Origin of the sequence: Leucobacter chromiiresistens, from assembly GCF_900102345.1 — a bacterium.
GTDB lineage: Bacteria > Actinomycetota > Actinomycetes > Actinomycetales > Microbacteriaceae > Leucobacter > Leucobacter chromiiresistens.
In genome coordinates this window covers 1,802,173-1,818,858 of record NZ_FNKB01000001.1, presented here as the reverse complement: position 1 = coordinate 1,818,858, position 16,686 = coordinate 1,802,173, and the positions used below count along the sequence as shown (strand labels likewise).

13 protein-coding genes and 1 tRNA gene are annotated in these 16,686 nt (G+C 72.0%); 4 read left to right on the top strand and 10 right to left on the bottom strand.

Features of this window, described 5'->3' with window-relative positions; translation table 11 throughout:
* Window positions 1–95 precede the first annotated feature (95 nt).
* The 5 genes from thrB to BLT44_RS08310 all read right to left on the bottom strand — a co-directional run bounded on the left by thrB (window position 96) and on the right by BLT44_RS08310 (window position 6,680).
* Window positions 96–1,052 (bottom strand): homoserine kinase, encoded by a 957-nt coding sequence (thrB, locus tag BLT44_RS08330; protein WP_010157587.1) that lies wholly within the window; start codon window positions 1,050–1,052, stop codon window positions 96–98.
* A complete protein-coding gene (locus tag BLT44_RS08325) occupies window positions 1,049–2,368 on the bottom strand; it encodes a homoserine dehydrogenase (protein WP_010157588.1) in 1,320 nt (439 codons plus the stop codon). Before BLT44_RS08325 ends, thrB begins: the two co-directional genes overlap by 4 nt.
* Before the next feature lie 69 nt (window positions 2,369–2,437).
* Window positions 2,438–3,874, bottom strand: coding sequence for a diaminopimelate decarboxylase (lysA, locus tag BLT44_RS08320; RefSeq protein ID WP_010157589.1), 1,437 nt, complete (start codon window positions 3,872–3,874; stop codon window positions 2,438–2,440).
* 245 nt (window positions 3,875–4,119) lie between these two features.
* Window positions 4,120–5,544 (bottom strand): APC family permease, encoded by a 1,425-nt coding sequence (locus BLT44_RS08315; RefSeq protein WP_029608377.1) that lies wholly within the window; start codon window positions 5,542–5,544, stop codon window positions 4,120–4,122.
* Window positions 5,545–5,576: 32 nt separating this feature from the next.
* Entirely contained in the window at window positions 5,577–6,680 is a 1,104-nt protein-coding gene (locus BLT44_RS08310; RefSeq protein WP_010157591.1) for an alcohol dehydrogenase catalytic domain-containing protein, read from the bottom strand.
* 161 nt (window positions 6,681–6,841) lie between these two features.
* On the opposite strand from BLT44_RS08310, the gene BLT44_RS08305 reads away from it, so the two are divergent.
* A complete protein-coding gene (locus BLT44_RS08305) occupies window positions 6,842–8,275 on the top strand; it encodes a PucR family transcriptional regulator (protein ID WP_010157593.1) in 1,434 nt (477 codons plus the stop codon).
* 1 nt (window position 8,276) lies between these two features.
* On the opposite strand, the gene BLT44_RS08300 is transcribed toward BLT44_RS08305, so the two are convergent.
* A complete protein-coding gene (locus BLT44_RS08300; protein WP_010157594.1) occupies window positions 8,277–9,044 on the bottom strand; it encodes an LmeA family phospholipid-binding protein in 768 nt (255 codons plus the stop codon).
* 16 nt (window positions 9,045–9,060) lie between these two features.
* Entirely contained in the window at window positions 9,061–10,731 is a 1,671-nt protein-coding gene (gene argS / locus BLT44_RS08295; RefSeq protein ID WP_010157595.1) for an arginine--tRNA ligase, read from the bottom strand.
* A 97-nt stretch (window positions 10,732–10,828) separates the two neighbouring features.
* Between argS and BLT44_RS08290 the strand changes: the two genes are divergently transcribed.
* Window positions 10,829–10,901: transfer RNA gene (locus BLT44_RS08290), tRNA-Arg, on the top strand.
* 103 nt (window positions 10,902–11,004) lie between these two features.
* The gene (locus tag BLT44_RS08285; RefSeq protein WP_010157596.1) at window positions 11,005–11,331 is read left to right on the top strand and encodes a DUF7882 family protein; all 327 of its coding nucleotides are present in this window, start codon (window positions 11,005–11,007) and stop codon (window positions 11,329–11,331) included.
* Between the two features lie 61 nt (window positions 11,332–11,392).
* On the opposite strand, the gene BLT44_RS08280 is transcribed toward BLT44_RS08285, so the two are convergent.
* Together BLT44_RS08280 and BLT44_RS08275 are read right to left on the bottom strand one after the other, a co-directional pair.
* Window positions 11,393–13,234 (bottom strand): alpha/beta fold hydrolase, encoded by a 1,842-nt coding sequence (locus tag BLT44_RS08280; RefSeq protein WP_010157597.1) that lies wholly within the window; start codon window positions 13,232–13,234, stop codon window positions 11,393–11,395.
* On the bottom strand, window positions 13,231–13,827 hold the full coding sequence (locus tag BLT44_RS08275) for a TetR/AcrR family transcriptional regulator (protein ID WP_040504996.1): 597 nt from the start codon (window positions 13,825–13,827) through the stop codon (window positions 13,231–13,233). The genes BLT44_RS08280 and BLT44_RS08275 overlap by 4 nt, the downstream gene beginning before the upstream one ends.
* A 204-nt stretch (window positions 13,828–14,031) precedes the next feature.
* Here BLT44_RS08275 and BLT44_RS08270 point away from each other — a divergent pair, with 204 nt between their 5' ends.
* Entirely contained in the window at window positions 14,032–15,375 is a 1,344-nt protein-coding gene (locus tag BLT44_RS08270) for an anaerobic C4-dicarboxylate transporter (protein ID WP_010157599.1), read from the top strand.
* Window positions 15,376–15,435: 60 nt separating this feature from the next.
* On the opposite strand, the gene BLT44_RS08265 is transcribed toward BLT44_RS08270, so the two are convergent.
* Complete coding sequence (locus tag BLT44_RS08265; protein ID WP_010157600.1) at window positions 15,436–16,533, bottom strand: N-formylglutamate amidohydrolase; 1,098 nt, start codon at window positions 16,531–16,533, stop codon at window positions 15,436–15,438.
* Window positions 16,534–16,686 lie beyond the last annotated feature (153 nt).

The following is a 16,686-nucleotide window of genomic DNA, read 5'->3' as shown; positions in this document are numbered from 1 at the left end:
GGTGGTGCACGTACGTGCTTCGGGATCACCGTGCGATGTGTTCACGGTGCGATAACGGCCCACGGTCCCGCATGAGCGGACATCGACGGGCGAGACTAGAGCGTCGCTCCCGCAGGGGCCGTCTCCACTGTAGCACCCTTGGTATCGACGGCCAGGGTGAGCACGCGCCAGTCGGGGTGGTGCGCCGTCACGTAGTCCGCCGCCTGCATGCGGTCGAGCGGGCCGTTCGAGAGCACGAGCACCGAGGGCCCGGCGCCCGAGACCACGGCGGCATGGCCGGCGGATCGCAGCTCCCCGATGAGGTCGCGCGTCGCCGGCATCGCGGCGCCGCGATAGTTCTGGTGCAGGCGATCCTCGGTCGCCTCGAGCAGCAGCTCGGGGCTCTGCGTGAGCGCGGCGATGAGGAGCGCCGACCGCGAGACGTTGAAGACGGCGTCCTCGTGCGGCACCTGCTTCGGCTGCAGGCTGCGGGCGAGCTCCGTCGACATCGTGAAGCTCGGCACGAGCACGAGCGGCGCCACCCCGCGGTGCACCATGAGGCGCTTGAACCGGGGCCCCTGCTCGGTGGTCCATGCGATCGTCAGGCCGCCGAAGAGCGCGGGGGCGACGTTGTCGGGGTGCCCCTCGAGCTCGGTCGCGAAGGCGAGCAGCTGCTCCTCGGTCAGCGCCATCGGACGCTGCGGGTCGCTCTGCAGGAGCCCCGCCGCGATCATCACGCCGGCGACGATCGCGGAGCCGGAGGACCCCATGCCGCGCCCGTGGGGGATGCGGTTGGTCGCGGTGACCTCGATGCCGGGCATCTCGCGGCCCAGCTGCGCGAACACGTGGGCGGCGGAGCGCACGACGAGGTTCGTCTCGTCGGTGGGCACCTCCCCCGCGCCGACCCCGGAGACGTGCACGGTCGCCCCGGGCGCGTCGCGCACGACGACCGAGAGCTCGTCGCCGTAGGCGAGGGCGATGCCGAGCGTGTCGAACCCGGGCCCGAGGTTCGCGCTGGTCGCCGGGACGCGCACCTGCACGGTGCGGCCGACGCCGCCCGCGGCGGCGCTCACGCCTGGCCCTCGAGGCGCAGCACGCTCGTCACGGCGGTCACGACGTCGGCGGCGCGCAGCGCCTCGACGGTGGCGGCGAGATCGGCCTCGCGGGCGCGGTGCGTGCCGATGACGAGCGCCGCGCTCGGATCCTCGCCCGCGGCCGCACCCGCGACCGTCTGCTCGACGCTGGCGGCCGATACGCCCCGTTCGGCGAGGATGCCCGCGATGCTCGCGAGCACGCCCGGCTGATCGCGCACCTCGAGCATGATCTGGTAGGCCGTCGTCACCTCGCCGACGGGCAGGATCGGGAGCTCGGCGTGGAGCGATCCCGGGATGCCCGGGCCGCCGACCACGTGCCGGCGCGCCGCAGACACGAGGTCGCCCAGAACCGCGGACGCGGTCTCGGCGCCGCCGGCTCCGGCGCCGTAGAACATGAGCTCGCCGGCCGCCTCCGCCTCGACGAACACGGCGTTCTTGCCCTCGTGCACGGCCGCGAGGGGGTGGTCGCGGCGGATCAGCGCGGGGTAGACGCGCGCCGAGACGCCGTGCGTGCCGTCGGCGGCCTGCAGCCGCTCGGCGATGGCGAGCAGCTTGATGACGTAGCCGGCGCTCTTGGCCGCGTCGATCTGCTCGGCGGTGATCTGCGTGATGCCCTCGCGGTGCACGGCGTCGACCGGCACCTCCGTGTGGAAGGCGATGCTCGCGAGGATGGTCGCCTTCTGAGCGGCGTCGTAACCCTCGACGTCGAGCGTGGGGTCGGCTTCGAGGAACCCGAGCTCGCTCGCCACGCGCGACGCGTCTTCGGCACTGTCGCCGAAGCGGTCCATGCGATCCAGGATGTAGTTGGTCGATCCGTTCACGATGCCGAGCACGCGGGTGATGTGATCGCCCGCCAGGCTCTCGCGGAGGGGGCGGAGGATCGGGATCGCGGCGGCGACGGCGGCCTCGTACGAGAGCTGGGCGCCGACCTGCTCGGCGGCCTCGGAGAGCTCGGGCCCGTGCGCGGCGATGAGCGCCTTGTTCGCGGTGACCACGTCGGCGCCGCCCTGCAGCGCCTGCCTGATGAGGGTGCGTGCGGGCTCGATGCCGCCCATGAGCTCGACGACGATGTCGGAGCCCTGCACGAGGCGCTCGGCGTCGGTGGTGAACAGCTCTCGGGGCAGCTCGACGTCGCGGGGCGCGTCGACGTCGCGCACGGCGATCCCGGCGAGCGTGAGTCGCGCTCCGATGCGCGCCGCGAGCTCGTCGCCGTGGGCGAGGATCAGCCGGGCCACCTGCGCACCGACCGAGCCGCAGCCCAGCAGTCCGATGCGGAGGTCGCGGTATCCATTCATGTTCGTCTCCTTGGTGGTGCGTCGTGTTCGATTCGCCGAGAGCGGCGGAAGGTGATGGGCCGGCGATCCTCAGCCCGCGTGCGCCGGGGCCACCGGCGCCGGAATCACGGACTTGGCGAGCAGCTCGTCTTCGGTCTCGCCGCGCACGATGACGCGCGCCGCGCCGTTCGACACCGCGACGACGGGGGGCCGCGGCACGTAGTTGTAGTTGCTGGAGAGCGACCAGCAGTACGCACCGGTGACGGCGACGGCGAGTGTGTCGCCCGGCCGCACGTCGCCCGGCAGCACGTCGCGCTGCACGACGATGTCGCCGGATTCGCAGTGCTTGCCCACGACGCGCACGAGGGCGGGATCGGCATCGCTCACGCGGTTCGCGATGCGCACCTGGTAGTCGGCGCCGTAGAGCGCCGGCCGCGCGTTGTCGCTCATGCCGCCGTCGACGCTGACATAGAGCCGTTCGGGGAATCCGAGGTCGGCGGCGTCGGCGGCGGCGTCGGAGCCCGCGAGCGGCACGGGCTTGGTGGTGCCCACGGTGTAGAGCGTGACGCCCGCCTGGCCGATGACCGCGCGCCCCGGCTCGAAGGCGAGCTGCGGCACCGCGATGCCGATCTCGGCGCAGGTCTCCGCCACGATGTCGGCGAGCTCTCGGGCGATCGCCGCGACGTCGGGAGCCTCGTCGGCCTGCGCCGACGTGTAGGCGATGCCGAAGCCGCCGCCGAGATTGAGCTCGGGAACCGGCCCGCCGAGCAGGCGCTCGAGCTCGGGGTACGCCCCGAGCAGGCGCCGAGCCGATTCGCGGAAGCCGTCGGTCGCGAAGATCTGCGACCCGATGTGGCAGTGGAGCCCGACGAATTCGAGGCTGTCGTGGTCGAGGATCGCCGCGACGAGCCGGGGCGCCTCGGCGAGCGGCTGCCCGAACTTCTGATCCTCGTGCGACGTCGCGAGGAAGTCGTGCGTCGAGGCGTGCACGCCGCTGTTGACGCGGAGTCGCACCCGCTGGCGGCGCCCGGCGGCGGAGGCCGCACGGGCGATGCGCTCGGTCTCGAGCGCGCTGTCGATGATGATCGTGCCGACCCCGGCCGCGACGGCGCGCGCGATCTCGCCCTCCGACTTGTTGTTGCCGTGGAAGCCGATGCGCGCGGGATCCACGCCGGCGGCGAGCGCCACCGCGAGCTCTCCCCCGCTCGCGACGTCGATCGCGAGCCCCTCGTCGGCCATCCACTGCGCCACCTCGACGCACAGGAACGCCTTGCCCGCGTAGTACACGGTGGCGCCGGTGCCGATGCGCGCGGCCTCCGCTTCGAGCGCGGCGCGCACGTCGCGCGCCCGGGTGCGGGCCGCCTGCTCGTCGACGACGTACAGCGGAGAGCCGAACTCCGCGGTGAGGGCGGTGGCCCGGATGCCGTTGAGCTTCAGCTCGCGGCACTCGGCACCGCGTCGCGCGGACGGCGGGAACACGCGGGGGTCGATCGCGTTCGGATCGGCGGCGGGGTTCGCCTGTGCCATCGTCGCTCCTGGGATCGGTCTTCCTGGGGTGGGTCTGGTGTCCGTCGTGCCCGCGGGCCGCGGACGGGCGGCCGATGGCGAGCGGACCCGGATTGGCCCCTGAAGCCGTGCGCACGGAGACCCGGTCTCTGAACGAACCCGTCCAGCTTACCGGGTGGCACGGCCGGCCCCGGAATGCGGGCGGGCCGGCCGCGCCCTCCGCACGGGAGGGGTCGCGGCCGGCCCGATGGTCGGCGGAGCCGGCGCTAGCCGACGCCCTCGAGCATGTCGGTGTGGGTGTTGCCGATGCGCTGCAGCACCTCGGGGCGCTTCGCGCGGAGCCACCAGAAGCGGAGGAAGGCGATCAGCATGGTGGCGGCGAACAGGTACGGGAGGATGTTGATGGGGAACGCCGGCACCGGCCACACGTTCGCGAAGAACACGTACGCCATCGCGAGCACGGCGACGACCGCCGCGATCGTGATCGCCCCGCTCCGCATGCCGTTGCGCCGCGTGTAGGCGATGCCGGCGACGGCGACGAGCGCGTACGCCACCATGTACCCGTACGTCGCGTAGGTGTCGACCCACACGACGATGTCCATCGGGTGCGTGCCCGCGACGATCAGGACGACGTCGAGTGCGATCGCGGCGGGGCCGGCGACGAGCAGCACGCGGTGCGGGGTGAGGTGCGTGGCGTGCGTGCGGCCGAATCGCTCGGGCACGACGCCCTCCTTGCCCATGACGTAGACGATGCGCCCGACGACGTTCAGGGGCGCGACCACGACCGCGAAGAACGATGCCGCGACGCCGAAGACGAGGAGCGGCGCGAACCATGCGGGCATGCCGATGCGCTCGTCGATGGCCTGCAGCGGGCTCGCGACCTCGCCGAGCTCGTCGCCGAGCACCGCGATCTGCGTGTACGCGGCGAAGACGTAGAGCACGCCGACGGCGACGGCGCTCCACATGATGGCGCGCGGGATCGCGGTGTGGGGGTTGCGGGCCTCGCGCCCGAGGGCGTCGGCGGAGGAGAACCCGACGAAGCCGAGGATGCCGAGCACCATGCCGGCCGCGACTCCCTGGAACGGCACGCCCTCGAACGAGAACTGACCGGGATCCCACGCCTCGGGCCCGAGCCAGACGAGCGCTGCGACGAGCAGCACCAGGATGATGGCGACCGACACCAGTTCGAGCACGAGCGAGACCCGCGCCGAGATGCGGATGCCGCGGATGGTGAAGAACGTGGCCAGGCCGCCGATGACGACGGCCAATACGACGAGCCACACCGTTCCGCTCGCCGGGACGCCGAAGATTCCGAGCAGGTCGGAGGTGTACGAGATCGCGCCGCCGAGCGAGCCCGCGGCGATGCCCCACGAGCCGATGAGCAGCGCGACTCCGGCGGCGAACGCCCCGGTCGGGCCCAGCCCCTTCGCGACGTACGTGTAGAGGGACCCCGCCGACGCGTGCTGCCGGGCGAACATCGAGACGATGTAGCCGACGCAGAGGATCACGATGGTGGCGAGGAGGAAGGCGAACACGGTGCCGTTGCCGGCCCCGAGGTAGATGGAGGCCGCCGTGAAGGCGATGACGGCGCTCGGAGCGATGCTGGCGATGGCCTGCGCGGCGAGCTCGGGGCCCGACATCACGCCTTCTCTCAGGCCTGCGTCGGCGGTGCGTGGTGCTGTGGTGGTCATGACTGCTTTCCGGTGCGGTGCGGGTGGGGCGCTCAGGGGATGAGGAGGGTGCGCAGCACGCCCCCGGTCTCGAGATCGTCGAGGGCCTCGGCCGCCTCGGCGAGCGGGCGGCGGCCCGAGATGAGCGGGTCGAGCTTCAGCTGGCCGTCCATGTACCGGTCGACGAGGGCGGGGATGTCGATGGAGGGTCGCACCGAGCCGTAGTTGGAGCCGAGGATGCGCTGGTCGGCTTCAGCGAGCACGAGCGGCTCGAAGGAGGCCTTCGCGCCGGTCGGCGGCAGCCCCACGATCACCGCGGCGCCGCCGAGACCGAGCATGCGGATCGCCTGCTCCGTCGTCGAGGTGCGGCCGATCGCGTCGAAGACGTAGTCCGCTCCGTCGGGGAGCAGATCGAAGAGCTGCTCGACGGCGTCGCGCTCGGACGCGTCGATGCGGTCGGTCGCCCCGAACTGGAGCGCCATCGCCGTCTTCTCGGGCACGATGTCGATCGCGACGATGCGCTCCGCCCCCGCGAGCTTCGCGCCCTGCACGACGTTCAGGCCGACGCCGCCGCAGCCGATCACGGCCACCGTGGCCCCCGGCTCGACGCCGGCGGTGTTCAGCACCGCCCCGACACCGGTCGCGACTGCGCACCCGACGACCGCGATGACATCGAGCGGGGCGTCGTCGCGCACCTTGATGGCGCCGGAGACGGGCACCACCACCTCCTCGGCGAACGATGAGACGCTCAGGTAGTGGCGCAGGGGCTCGCCATCGTCGGTGCGGCTGAGGCGGGAGGTGCCGTCGAACAGCGACCCGTGCGCGTTGTTCACCTCGACCACCTTCTGGCACCGCGCCTCGTGCCCCTGCAGGCAGTAGCGGCACTCGCCGCACGGCGGCACCCAGCTGAGCACGACGTGGTCGCCGACGGCGAGCGAGGTGACGCCCTCGCCGAGCTCGACGACGGTGCCGGCGCCCTCGTGGCCCATGACCATGGGGGCCGGGGCGTCCCACTCGCCGCGCTTCACGTGCAGATCGGAGTGGCACACGCCGGCGGCGGCGATCTTCACCCGCACCTCGCCCGCTCGGGGCGCGGCCAGGGTCACATCGGTGACCTCCGCGCGAGTCTCGGGATCTCGGAACACGACAGCCTGCATGCTGCACTCCTTCGTTCGTTCGCTTGCGTCGAATCGCCGGCATGCGGGGCCCGTACGACCACGCTGGCGACGTAAGGATGCTACGGATCTCGCGCACCCCCTGTCTCTGCACCAGCGGCCGATCTTCGCGGACCCGGATCGACACTTGGTACACTTCGGCGATGGCCCTCGATCTCTCCGCGGTGGCGCGCGCCGTCGGCGGCGCTTGCGTCGCCGCCCGGCTCCCCGAGCGCACCCCCGTCGACGGCGTCGCCGCACTCGACGAGTACGTCGTGATCGGCAACCCCGCCTACGCGACGCTCGTCACGGCAGACCCCGAACGGCTGCTCGACGCCCTCGCGCAGCCGGCGTCGGGCGACGCGCTGCTCGGGGCGGTCTTCGTCTCCCCCGACGACGACGCCGCGCTGCGCGCACGGCTCGCAGCGCGCGGCATGACCGCGATCCTCGGCACCGCCCTCGCCGGACCCGCCCTGCACACCGCCCTCCGCGCCCTCATCGCCGATGACCGCGCCGCGGCCGACCGGCTCGTCACCGCGGGCATGAACGTGCTGACGCAGGTCGCGAGACGCGGCGGGGTCACCGCCGTGATCGCCGAGCTCGCCCGCCGCATCGACGGATGGGCCGTGCTGCTCGACGCCCACGGGCAGGTCATCGCGAGCGCCGGCGCCGGGCGGCTGCACGTCTCGGACGCGGCCGCCTTCGCGCTCGGGCGGCCGGTGCGCGTGCGCCACGACGGCCTGCAACTGCACCGCGTCGGCTCGGAGCAGGATCTCGCCGGATCGCTCGTCATCGCCACCCGGTCGAGCCGCACCAGCCACGCCCGTGACCTCTCATCGCTCGCCGCAGCCCTCTTCGACCTGCTGCTGCGCAGTCACGACCCGTCCCTGACGGAGCACCTGGGGCGCGGGGCCCTCATCGACATCCTCGTCGACGGCGGGCCGCGCGCGGAGGCGCTGCTGCACCGCTGGGGCGTGCACGAGCGCACCCTCACCGCGTTCGAGCTGGGCACCCGCACCCGCACCATCGACCTCGAGCGCCTGCTCCGGCGCTGGTTCGACGAGCTCGGCGCGGAGCACGTCTTCGCGGCGGACCACGGGCACATCCGCGGATTCGTGCGCGACGATCTCGTCGACGAGCTGATCGAGCGCGTCGCCTCGTTCGCGCCCGTCGCCGGGCTGCGCGTGCACATCGGGGTCGGCGATCCCGCGCCCGCCCAGTCCCTCGCCCGCACCGCAGCGCAGGCCCACCAGGCGCTCGACGCCGCACTCGACGACGGCAGGCCGACCGCGCGCTACGGCGAACTGCCGTCCGTGCGGCTGGTGCTCTCAGCGCTCGACGCCGCGACCGGCTCCCGGCTGACCGCTCTGCTCGAGCCGCTCGCGGAGACCCGCGGGCAGCACGACGATCTGGCGCGCACCCTGCACGTCTTCTTGGCCGAGAACGGAGCGCATCGGGCGAGCGCGGCGAGGCTCGGCATCCACCGTCAGACGCTCGTCGCGCGCATCCGCCGCGCCGAGGCCCTCACCGGGCTGGATCTCGCGCGCGCCGACGACCGCTCCGCCGCGTGGCTGGCGCTGCGCGCGATCGGCCTCTGACTCAGCCGCAGACGCCCGGCTGCTGCTGCTCGGGGTCGGAGAGGATGCCGGGAGCGAGGTCGGCGCGCACGGTCACCGAGCCCGTGCTCGAGAGCACGATGTCGGTGAGCGTCACCCCCACCGGCAGCTGGTCGGCGACGCACACGGTCTGCGGCTGCAGAATGGGGTCGAGCAGCGTTCCGGTGGCCTGGGCGAGCTGCTCGGCCGAGAAGTCGAAGCCCGCGGCCTGCAACCCCAGCGGGGTGATCTCGACCGCGCCGTCGACCACCTGCAGGCCGAGACGCGCCGAGACGCTGACCTGCTGGCCGAACGCCTCCAGCGCCCGGCCGACCACGAGCTCGCCGTCGCGCACCTCGCCGGACTGGGCGACGCCCTGCGTCACCGTCTCGATGACCGGACCGAGCTGCTCCTGATCCAGGCGGAGCTCGACGGAGCCGTCGGAGATCTCGCCCGACGTCGGGTTGAACGGCACCAGGTCGGCGCGCAGCGACGCATCCGCCTGCACGCCCTCGACGAGCGGCGCGTCGGGCACGTCGACCGTCACGTCGCCGACGCCGCCGCGGAACGCGTTGAGCAGCGCAGAGCCTCCGAGCGCCACGTCGACGGGATGATCGTCGGTCAGGTCGAGCTGCGAGCGCACCGCGCCGGCGACGACCCCCGGAATGATGAGCCGGAGTGCGAGCTCAGCGGCGCCGGCCAGCAGGCCGACGACCACCACGACGATGATCAGCTTCGTCCACCACCGGGATCCGTTCCGCTGCGCGTGCATGAGCCGACCGCCGCCGTCAGAGCCGCTCGGGCGCGGAGACGCCCAGCAGATCGAGCCCGTTGCGCAGCACCTGGCCCGCGGCGTCGTTCAGCCACAGACGGGTGCGATGCAGGTCGGCGACGGGCTCCTCGCCCAGCGGGATCACGCGGCAGTTGTCGTACCACCGGTGGTAGGCCCCTGCGAGCTCTTCGAGGAAGCGCGCGATGCGGTGCGGCTCGCGCAGCTCCGCGGCGCCGGCGACGATGCCCGGGTACTGCTGCAGCTTGCCGAGCAGCTCCGTCTCGGTCGCGTGCGTGAGCAGCTCGGGCGCGAAGGCGCTGCGGTCGACGCCGGCCGCCTCCGCGTTCCGATCCACCGCGCACGTGCGCGCATGGGCGTACTGCACGTAGAACACCGGGTTGTCGTTCGTGCGGCTGCGCACCTTCTCGCCGTCGAGCGACAACGGCGAATCGGCCGGGTACCGCGCGAGCCAGTAGCGGAGGGCGTCCGACCCGAGCCACTCGAGCAGGTCGTCGAGCTCGATGATGTTGCCGGCGCGCTTCGAGAGGCGCGCCCCGTCGAGGTTCACGAGCTGGCCGATGAGCACCGAGACGTCGGTCTCGATGTTGTCGCCCGCAGCGCCCGCGATCGCCGTGAGGCGCCCGATGTAGCCGTGGTGGTCGGCGCCCAGCAGGTAGATCTTCTCGCCGAAGCCGCGGTCCATCTTCGAGAGGTAGTAGGCGGCGTCAGCGGCGAAGTAGGTGTAGACGCCGTTGCCGCGGGTGAACACGCGATCCTTGTCGTCGCCGAAGGCCGTGGTGCGCACCCAGATCGCGTCGTCCTCCTCGAACACGTACCCCTGCTCGCGCAGGCGGTCGATGGCCGCGGAGATCGGGCTCGGCGATCCGTCGGGCCCCTCCTCGTGCAGCGAGCGCTCGGAGAAGTACACGTCGAAGTGCACGTTGAAGCGCTCGAGCGAATCCTTGATCTCGGCGAGCTGCGTCTGGTAGGCCGCCTCCTGCACCTCTTCGAGTGCGCGCGCCCGGTCGTTCGCGGCGAGCTCCACGACGTGCGGGAGCTGCTCGCGCACCTTGCGCCCGAGCTCCTGGATGTACTCCCCCGGGTAGGCGTCCTCCGGAGCATCCTCCCCGAGCACCGCTGCCAGCACGGATCGCCCGAACTTGTTCATCTGCGAGCCGGCGTCGTTGATGTAGTACTCGCTCGTGACCTGCGCGCCGGCGGCGCGCAGCACCCGCGCCGTCGAATCGCCGAGCGCCGCCCAGCGGGTGTGCCCCATGTGCAGCGGCCCGGTGGGGTTCGCCGAGACGAACTCCAGGTTGATGTTCTGCCCCGCGAGCACGTCCGAGCGCCCGTAGCGCTCCCCCTGCTCGACCACGCGCCGCGCCGTCTCGCCGGCGCTCGCGGCGTCGAGCGTCAGGTTGATGAACCCCGGCCCGGCGACCTCCGCCTTCGCGATGCCGTCGATCTGCAGTGCGCGCGCGACGATCTCGTCGGCGAGCTCGCGCGGGTTCGCCCCGACGCGCTTCGCGAACTTCATGGCCGCGTTCGACGCCCAGTCTCCGTGATCGCGGTTCTTCGGTCGCTCCACCTGCGTATCCTGCTCGGTGACCTCGATGTCGGATCCGCGAGCCGCGAAGAGGTCGGCGAGAATGGCGGCGAGAGCTTGAGAGAGTTCTTGTGGCGTCACGAGGATCGATTCTACCGGCGCGCCGACGCGCCCCGCGCACCGCCCTGGTGCGGAGCGTCTCCGGAATTGCGCTAGTCTGGTGGGGTTGCACATGCTCGCCTCCGTAGCTCAGGGGATAGAGCGCCGGTTTCCGGTACCGTAGGTCGGGGGTTCGATTCCCTCCGGGGGCACTGCAGCACTGGCTTCCACCGCTTCGGCGGTGGGAGCCTTTTCTCGTTCATGCGATACGCTCGCGAGTGGGTGGGTGGTCGGAACGAAAGGACTGGACACCCGATGGGTCACCTGGTGTACGGCGGAACCATGTACGAATTCGAGGATCGGCTGCTCGCGCATCTGCAGGTCGTCGTCGAGCGCAAGCTCATGAAGATGGAGTGCTTCTTCCTCACCTGGCACCCGCAGTGCCTCGCCGACACCGAGATGTCGGTGTGGATCTCCCCGCACTCGCCGATCGCGTTCCACTTCTCGGGGAGCCGCGAGCCGAAGATCAGCAAGGCCTGGGTCGTCGCGCTGAACGCGATCTCGCACACGTCGCGCGGACTGATGGCGATCAGCGAGGAGGACGCCGTGAAGTATCTGCGCGAGAACCCCGGCGTGCGGTAGCGGGGCGCGAGCGCCGACCGACGCCCGGCGTGCGGCAGCGCGGCGGCGCGCGCCGGGCGCCTCACGTCGCTGCGACGACGTCGGCGATGAGCCGGGCGGCCTCCTCCGGGTGCGTCAGATGGGGGTGGTGCCCGGCACCTCCCACGACGACGCTGCGTCTCGCCCGCTCCGGCGCGAGAGCCGCGTCGAGCGGATCCCGTTCGCCCACGATGATGAGCACCGGGCCGGCGTAGCGGTCGAGCATCGCTCGCAGCTCCTCCCGCCAGGCGGGCGAGGCGGCCTGCCGCAGGTACCTCGCGACGGCGCGCGCACCGCGGCGTCTGAGGTCTGCGGCCGTCGAGGCGAGGAGGCGCGCAGCGCCCCGATCCCCGGTGAGCATCCGCGAGAGCGAAGCCGCCGATGCGAACCGGAGATACGGTCGCACGGCGAGCCGCTGCGTCGCGGCGGGACGGGGCGCGGGCTGCAGGAAGAAGGGCGCCACCAGCGTGAGCGACCGCACCTGATCCGGGTGCCGGTCCGCGATCATCACGGCAGCGGCGGCGCCGAGCGAGTGCCCCACGAGGTCGACGGTCCGCTCGCCGACGACCGCCGACAGCCAGCGATCCCACTCCTGCCCCACCGAGCCCGGACGCCCCGCCGAGCCGCTCAACCCGATGCCGGGCAGGTCGACCACCCGAGCATCGAGATCCGCGGCGATCGGCGCCCACGTGTCGGCGTTCGTCGGCAGGCCCGGGAGCACGAGCCTCGAGGCGTTCGCGCGCCCGAGCGCGAAGGAGCGCACGCCCCCCGCGGAGTCGACGCTGCGCGCACCCGGGCCCGCAGCCGGCCCGTCCTCCGCGCCCGCCCCCGCCTCCGACACGTCGAACCGGCGAGCCGCCAGGTAGTCGGCCCACCGCTGCAGAGCAGTGGTGACGTCGGGCTGACGCAGACCGTGGCGCTCGGCCAGCTCGTTCGCCGAGCGGGTCGGGTAGCGGTCGGCCGAGAGGAAGGTGAGCGTCTCCGGGTCCGCGCCCGTCGCCCACCGGGGAAGACGCTTGATCACGGCGACGGGCACGCGCAGGCGCGGCGCGGCGACGCCGAGATGCTCGGCGAGGTCGGCGAGCATCACCGGAAGTGGAGGGGTGCGCTCGTCGAGCACCCAGTACGACTGATCGACAGCCCGCGCATCGGTGGCGGCGGCCGCCATGAACGCGGCCAGGTAGTCGACCGTGACGACGGGCAGAAAGGTCGTGTCGTTCCCCGGCAGCGCCCGAGTGCTCCCCGCCCACAGCTGCTGCACGGTGGAGGCGAGGCCGATGAGCTGATCCGTCTCCCCGGTGAGACTGTGCCCGATGACACTCGAGGGATTGACGATGGTGAAGGGTACGCCGCGCTCGCGCGCGCGGGCCTGCAGCACCGCATCCGACTCCACTTTCGAGGCCTCGTAGGCCCCCAGCCGACGATAGCGTCGGGCCCGGGCCTCCTCGGGCCAGGGAATCGACGCGGGATCCTGCCCGCCGACCCGGTAGCCCGAGATGTGCACGAGACGTTCGAGCTTCGGCAGCGAGGCGGCGAAGTCGACGATGCGCTCGACGATGCCCACGTTCGCCTCGCGCGCTTCGGCTGCGGACATGCCGAACCGGTACGTTCCGGCGCAGTTGTGGATCTCGGTGATGCGGGTGCGCGCCGCAGCCTCATCGTGCACGATCGCGGGCGCATGGAAGTCGGCGAGGGTGAAGCCGACGTGCTCGTGCAATCCGTGCTCGACGAGCCAGCGCTGCAGCCGCTCCTGCGAGGCCGCAGTGCGGACCGCGGCGGTGACGCGCGCGCCGGCTGCGGCGAGCGCGAGCACGAGGTGCCGGCCGACGAAGCCGGAGGCGCCGAAGACGAGCGCGTGGCGGGGCGCGGGGCGGTCGGTCGTCATGCTCGCTCCCCCGCGGCGGCGATCCGAAGGGCGACGAGCTGCGCGAGCACCTCCGCCGTCGCTTCGAGCGGCTGCGTGCTGCGCGCCGCTCTCGCGAGGATCACGGCACCCTCGATGGAGGCGACGACTGCGGTCGCGAGTCGTACCGCCTCAGCCTCCGCGAGTCCGCCGGACTGCAGCAGTCGGGCGGACGGTTCGATCCACGAGGCGAAGGCCGCGGCGCACGCGTCGCGCAGGCGTTCGCTCTCCGCCCCCATCTCGAGGGTGACGACCGAGACCGGGCAGCCCAGCTGATAGTCGCTGTCGCGCACCAGGCTGGTGAGGGCGCCGAAGGCGAACCGCAGCGCTTCGGCGGGACCGCGATCCGCTGCCGCCTCCTCGATCAGCGCGGCGAATCGCTGCGCCGCGAGATCGACCGCTGCGATGCCGAGGCCCTCCTTCCCGTCGGGGAAGTGGAAGTAGAGGGATCCCTTCGGCGCTCCCGCGTGCTCCACGACCTCGGTGATTCCGGTGCCCGAGAACCCCTGACGCTGCATCAGCGTCAGCATGGATTCCGCTACGCGCGATTTGGCTCGCTCGCCCTTGGCTGTCATACGTCAAATATAGAACGGTCTATATATTCTGCGCAGTCGACCTGCGCCCCGGGCGCGCCGCACCCCCCTGGCGCCCCGGTCGCCGAACCGCGACCGGTCGCGACCATCACCCCGCGCGGGTTCGACTCCGAACCTTCCGCAGCCGACCCGCGCTCAGTACGCTGACCCTAGGGGTGCGCGGGGGTGCACCGGGCAGGAGCCGCGATGGAAACCGTGCTGTTCGTCTCTCAGCTGCTGGTGGTGCTCGGCTGCATCGTGATGGGCACCCGTTCGAGCGGCGTCGGCCTCGGCCTCTGGGGCGGCACGGGGGTCGCGATCCTCGTCTTCGTCTTCAGGCTCGCTCCCGGAAGCCCGCCGGTCGACGCCCTGCTGATCGTGCTCGTCGTGGTGCTGGCATCATCCATGATGCAGGCGGCAGGAGGCATCGACTGGATGGTGTCGATCGCCGCGAAGCTGATCGAGCGGAGCCCGCGGCAGATCACACTGGTCGCGCCGCTCGTCGCATTCCTGTTCTCCGTGGGTGCGGGCACCTCGAACATCCTCTACCCGCTGCTCCCCGTGATCCAGGATCTCGCCTACCGCAACGGGATCCGGCCGTCGCGCCCGCTGTCGCTGTCGGTCGTCGCGACGGGTGTGGCACTCGCCTGCAGCCCGGTCTCCGCTGCGATGGCGGCGATGGTCACGCTCACCGACACCGCGCCCTGGAACTTCGAGCTGATCGACATCTTGAAGGTCACCATTCCCGCCGCCATCGTGGGCATCGTCCTGTCGAGCATCGTGGTGAATCGACTCGGCAAGGACATCGCCGACGACCCCGAGATCCAGGCGAGAATCGCAGCGGGTGACCTCGCGGCCCCCCACGCCGACGCTCAGGCGGTGCGCGCCGCGGTGACCGTGACGACCGCCGGCCGTAACGCCGCCACCGTCTTCCTGCTCGGCGTCGCGGCCATCGTCGTCTTCGGCCTCGTCAAGGGTCTGCGTCCGCTCGACGCCGCAGGCGATCCCATCTCGATGACGCCGATCATCGAGGTCGTCATGTTCGTCGCGGGCACGCTGATCCTGCTGATCTCGCGCCCCAAAGTCGCCGACATCCCGACGATGACGGTGTTCAAGGCCGGCATGGTGTCGGCGATCGCACTGTTCGGCCTCGCGTGGCTCACGGACACGTTCCTCAGCGCCCACACCGACCTCATCGCGGGCGGCGTCGGCGGACTGGTGACGGCCGCGCCATGGGTGTTCGCCCTCGGCATCTTTCTCGTGTGCGTGCTCACCACCAGCCAGTCGACCGCGACCCGCACGATCGTGCCGATCGGCCTCGCGGCCGGCATTCCGCTCGGGCTGCTCTCGGGCATGTGGGCCGGAGCCTTCGCCGGGATCTACCTGCTGCCCACGAACGGCTCGCAGATCGCGGCGGCGAACTTCGACACCTCGGGCAGCACGAAGCTGGGCACGAAGCTCATCGACCACTCCTTCTTCGTGCCGACGCTCGTGCTGGCAGCCACGACCATTGCAGCGGGAGCGGCCTTCGGAGCCCTGTGGGGCGGCTAGCCCTGCCGCGATCCGGTGGGCCGGGGCGCGCTCGCCCGCCCGCTGCAGCTCGCCCCGCCGCTACCGCTCGTCTCTGAACGCATCCCAGGAGCGCTTGCAGGCCTGGGCGAGCGCGTCGACGCGGGCCTCGTCCTCGACGATCCAGTCGGTTCCCGGCTCGTGCAGCGCCTCGGCGGCGGCGGCTCCGAGCAGGAACTCCCGGAGGAACTCCGCCTGCACGGCCCCGAGCCGCAGACCGGCATCCGTCGCGGCATCGACCAGCCGGCGGAACCTCGCCCCGTCGGCGCGGATCTCCTGGCTGCCGAGATACGGCTGATTGAGCAGGACGGAAGCGGCATCCGCGCTCTCGAACCCGGCGCGGTGCGCCGCCGCGAGCCGCCGCAGCCGCTCCGGCGGCATCGTCGGCGGATCCTCGGGATCGCGCTCCTCGCCGCGGTGATCGCCCCGATTCGACAGCGCGACGATCGAGGGGAGGCGATCCTGCTCGGCGCGCGGCACCGACACGGCCCCGTCACGCGTCGTCGTCGTGTTCATGGTGTCGTGGAACGACAGTCGCGTGAACGATCCGCCGTGCGCGAACCCGTGCTCCAGGAAGCGGTCGGTGAGCTCGTCGCGGGTGCGCTCGTAGACGTCGACCCCCTGCGCGGCGGTCGCCGCGAACGTATCGACCAGCCGCTGCACCCCGGCCTCCGTTTCGGGGATCCGCAGGATGGGGAAGAACGAGAACGTGACCGGGCGGATCGCGTCGACGCCCGCGAGATCGACCGGCTGCCACGGCCCCGCCGCGCGGACGCGCTCGACCGCCGCCGCGAGATCGGCTCGGGGGTCTGAGGGCTTCGGCCGGTTCGGATCCCGCACGAGTCTCGGATGCGGGTTCACGACGGCGACGATGCGCGGATCGATCTCGGCCCAGCGCCGCACCACCGCGGCCGTCGACACGTCGCTGAAGTCGTACTGGAGCCGGCGCGTGAGCTCCGGCGCGAGGAACTCGGCGACCTCCTCCGGGATCGCCGCACCCGCGTGCGGGGCGCTCACCAGCACATCGGCCTCCCCGATCGCCTCATCGATGGTGCGCGCATCGGGATCGGCGTAGTGCACGATCTGCGCCGGCGTGAACACGGTTCCCGCGGGAATGAGGTCGAGGTCGGTGGCCGCCATGCGCTCAGCGTAACCCCGCGAGCGTGCGCTGCCCAGGGGGCGGACGCGGTCGCCCCCGCTTAACGCCCACGGGTTTAAGCTGGGTGCAGCGATTCATCCGGGCGAATTCAGTCGCGCCACCCGATGCGCCGGCGGCCCGTGGATCGGGACGTA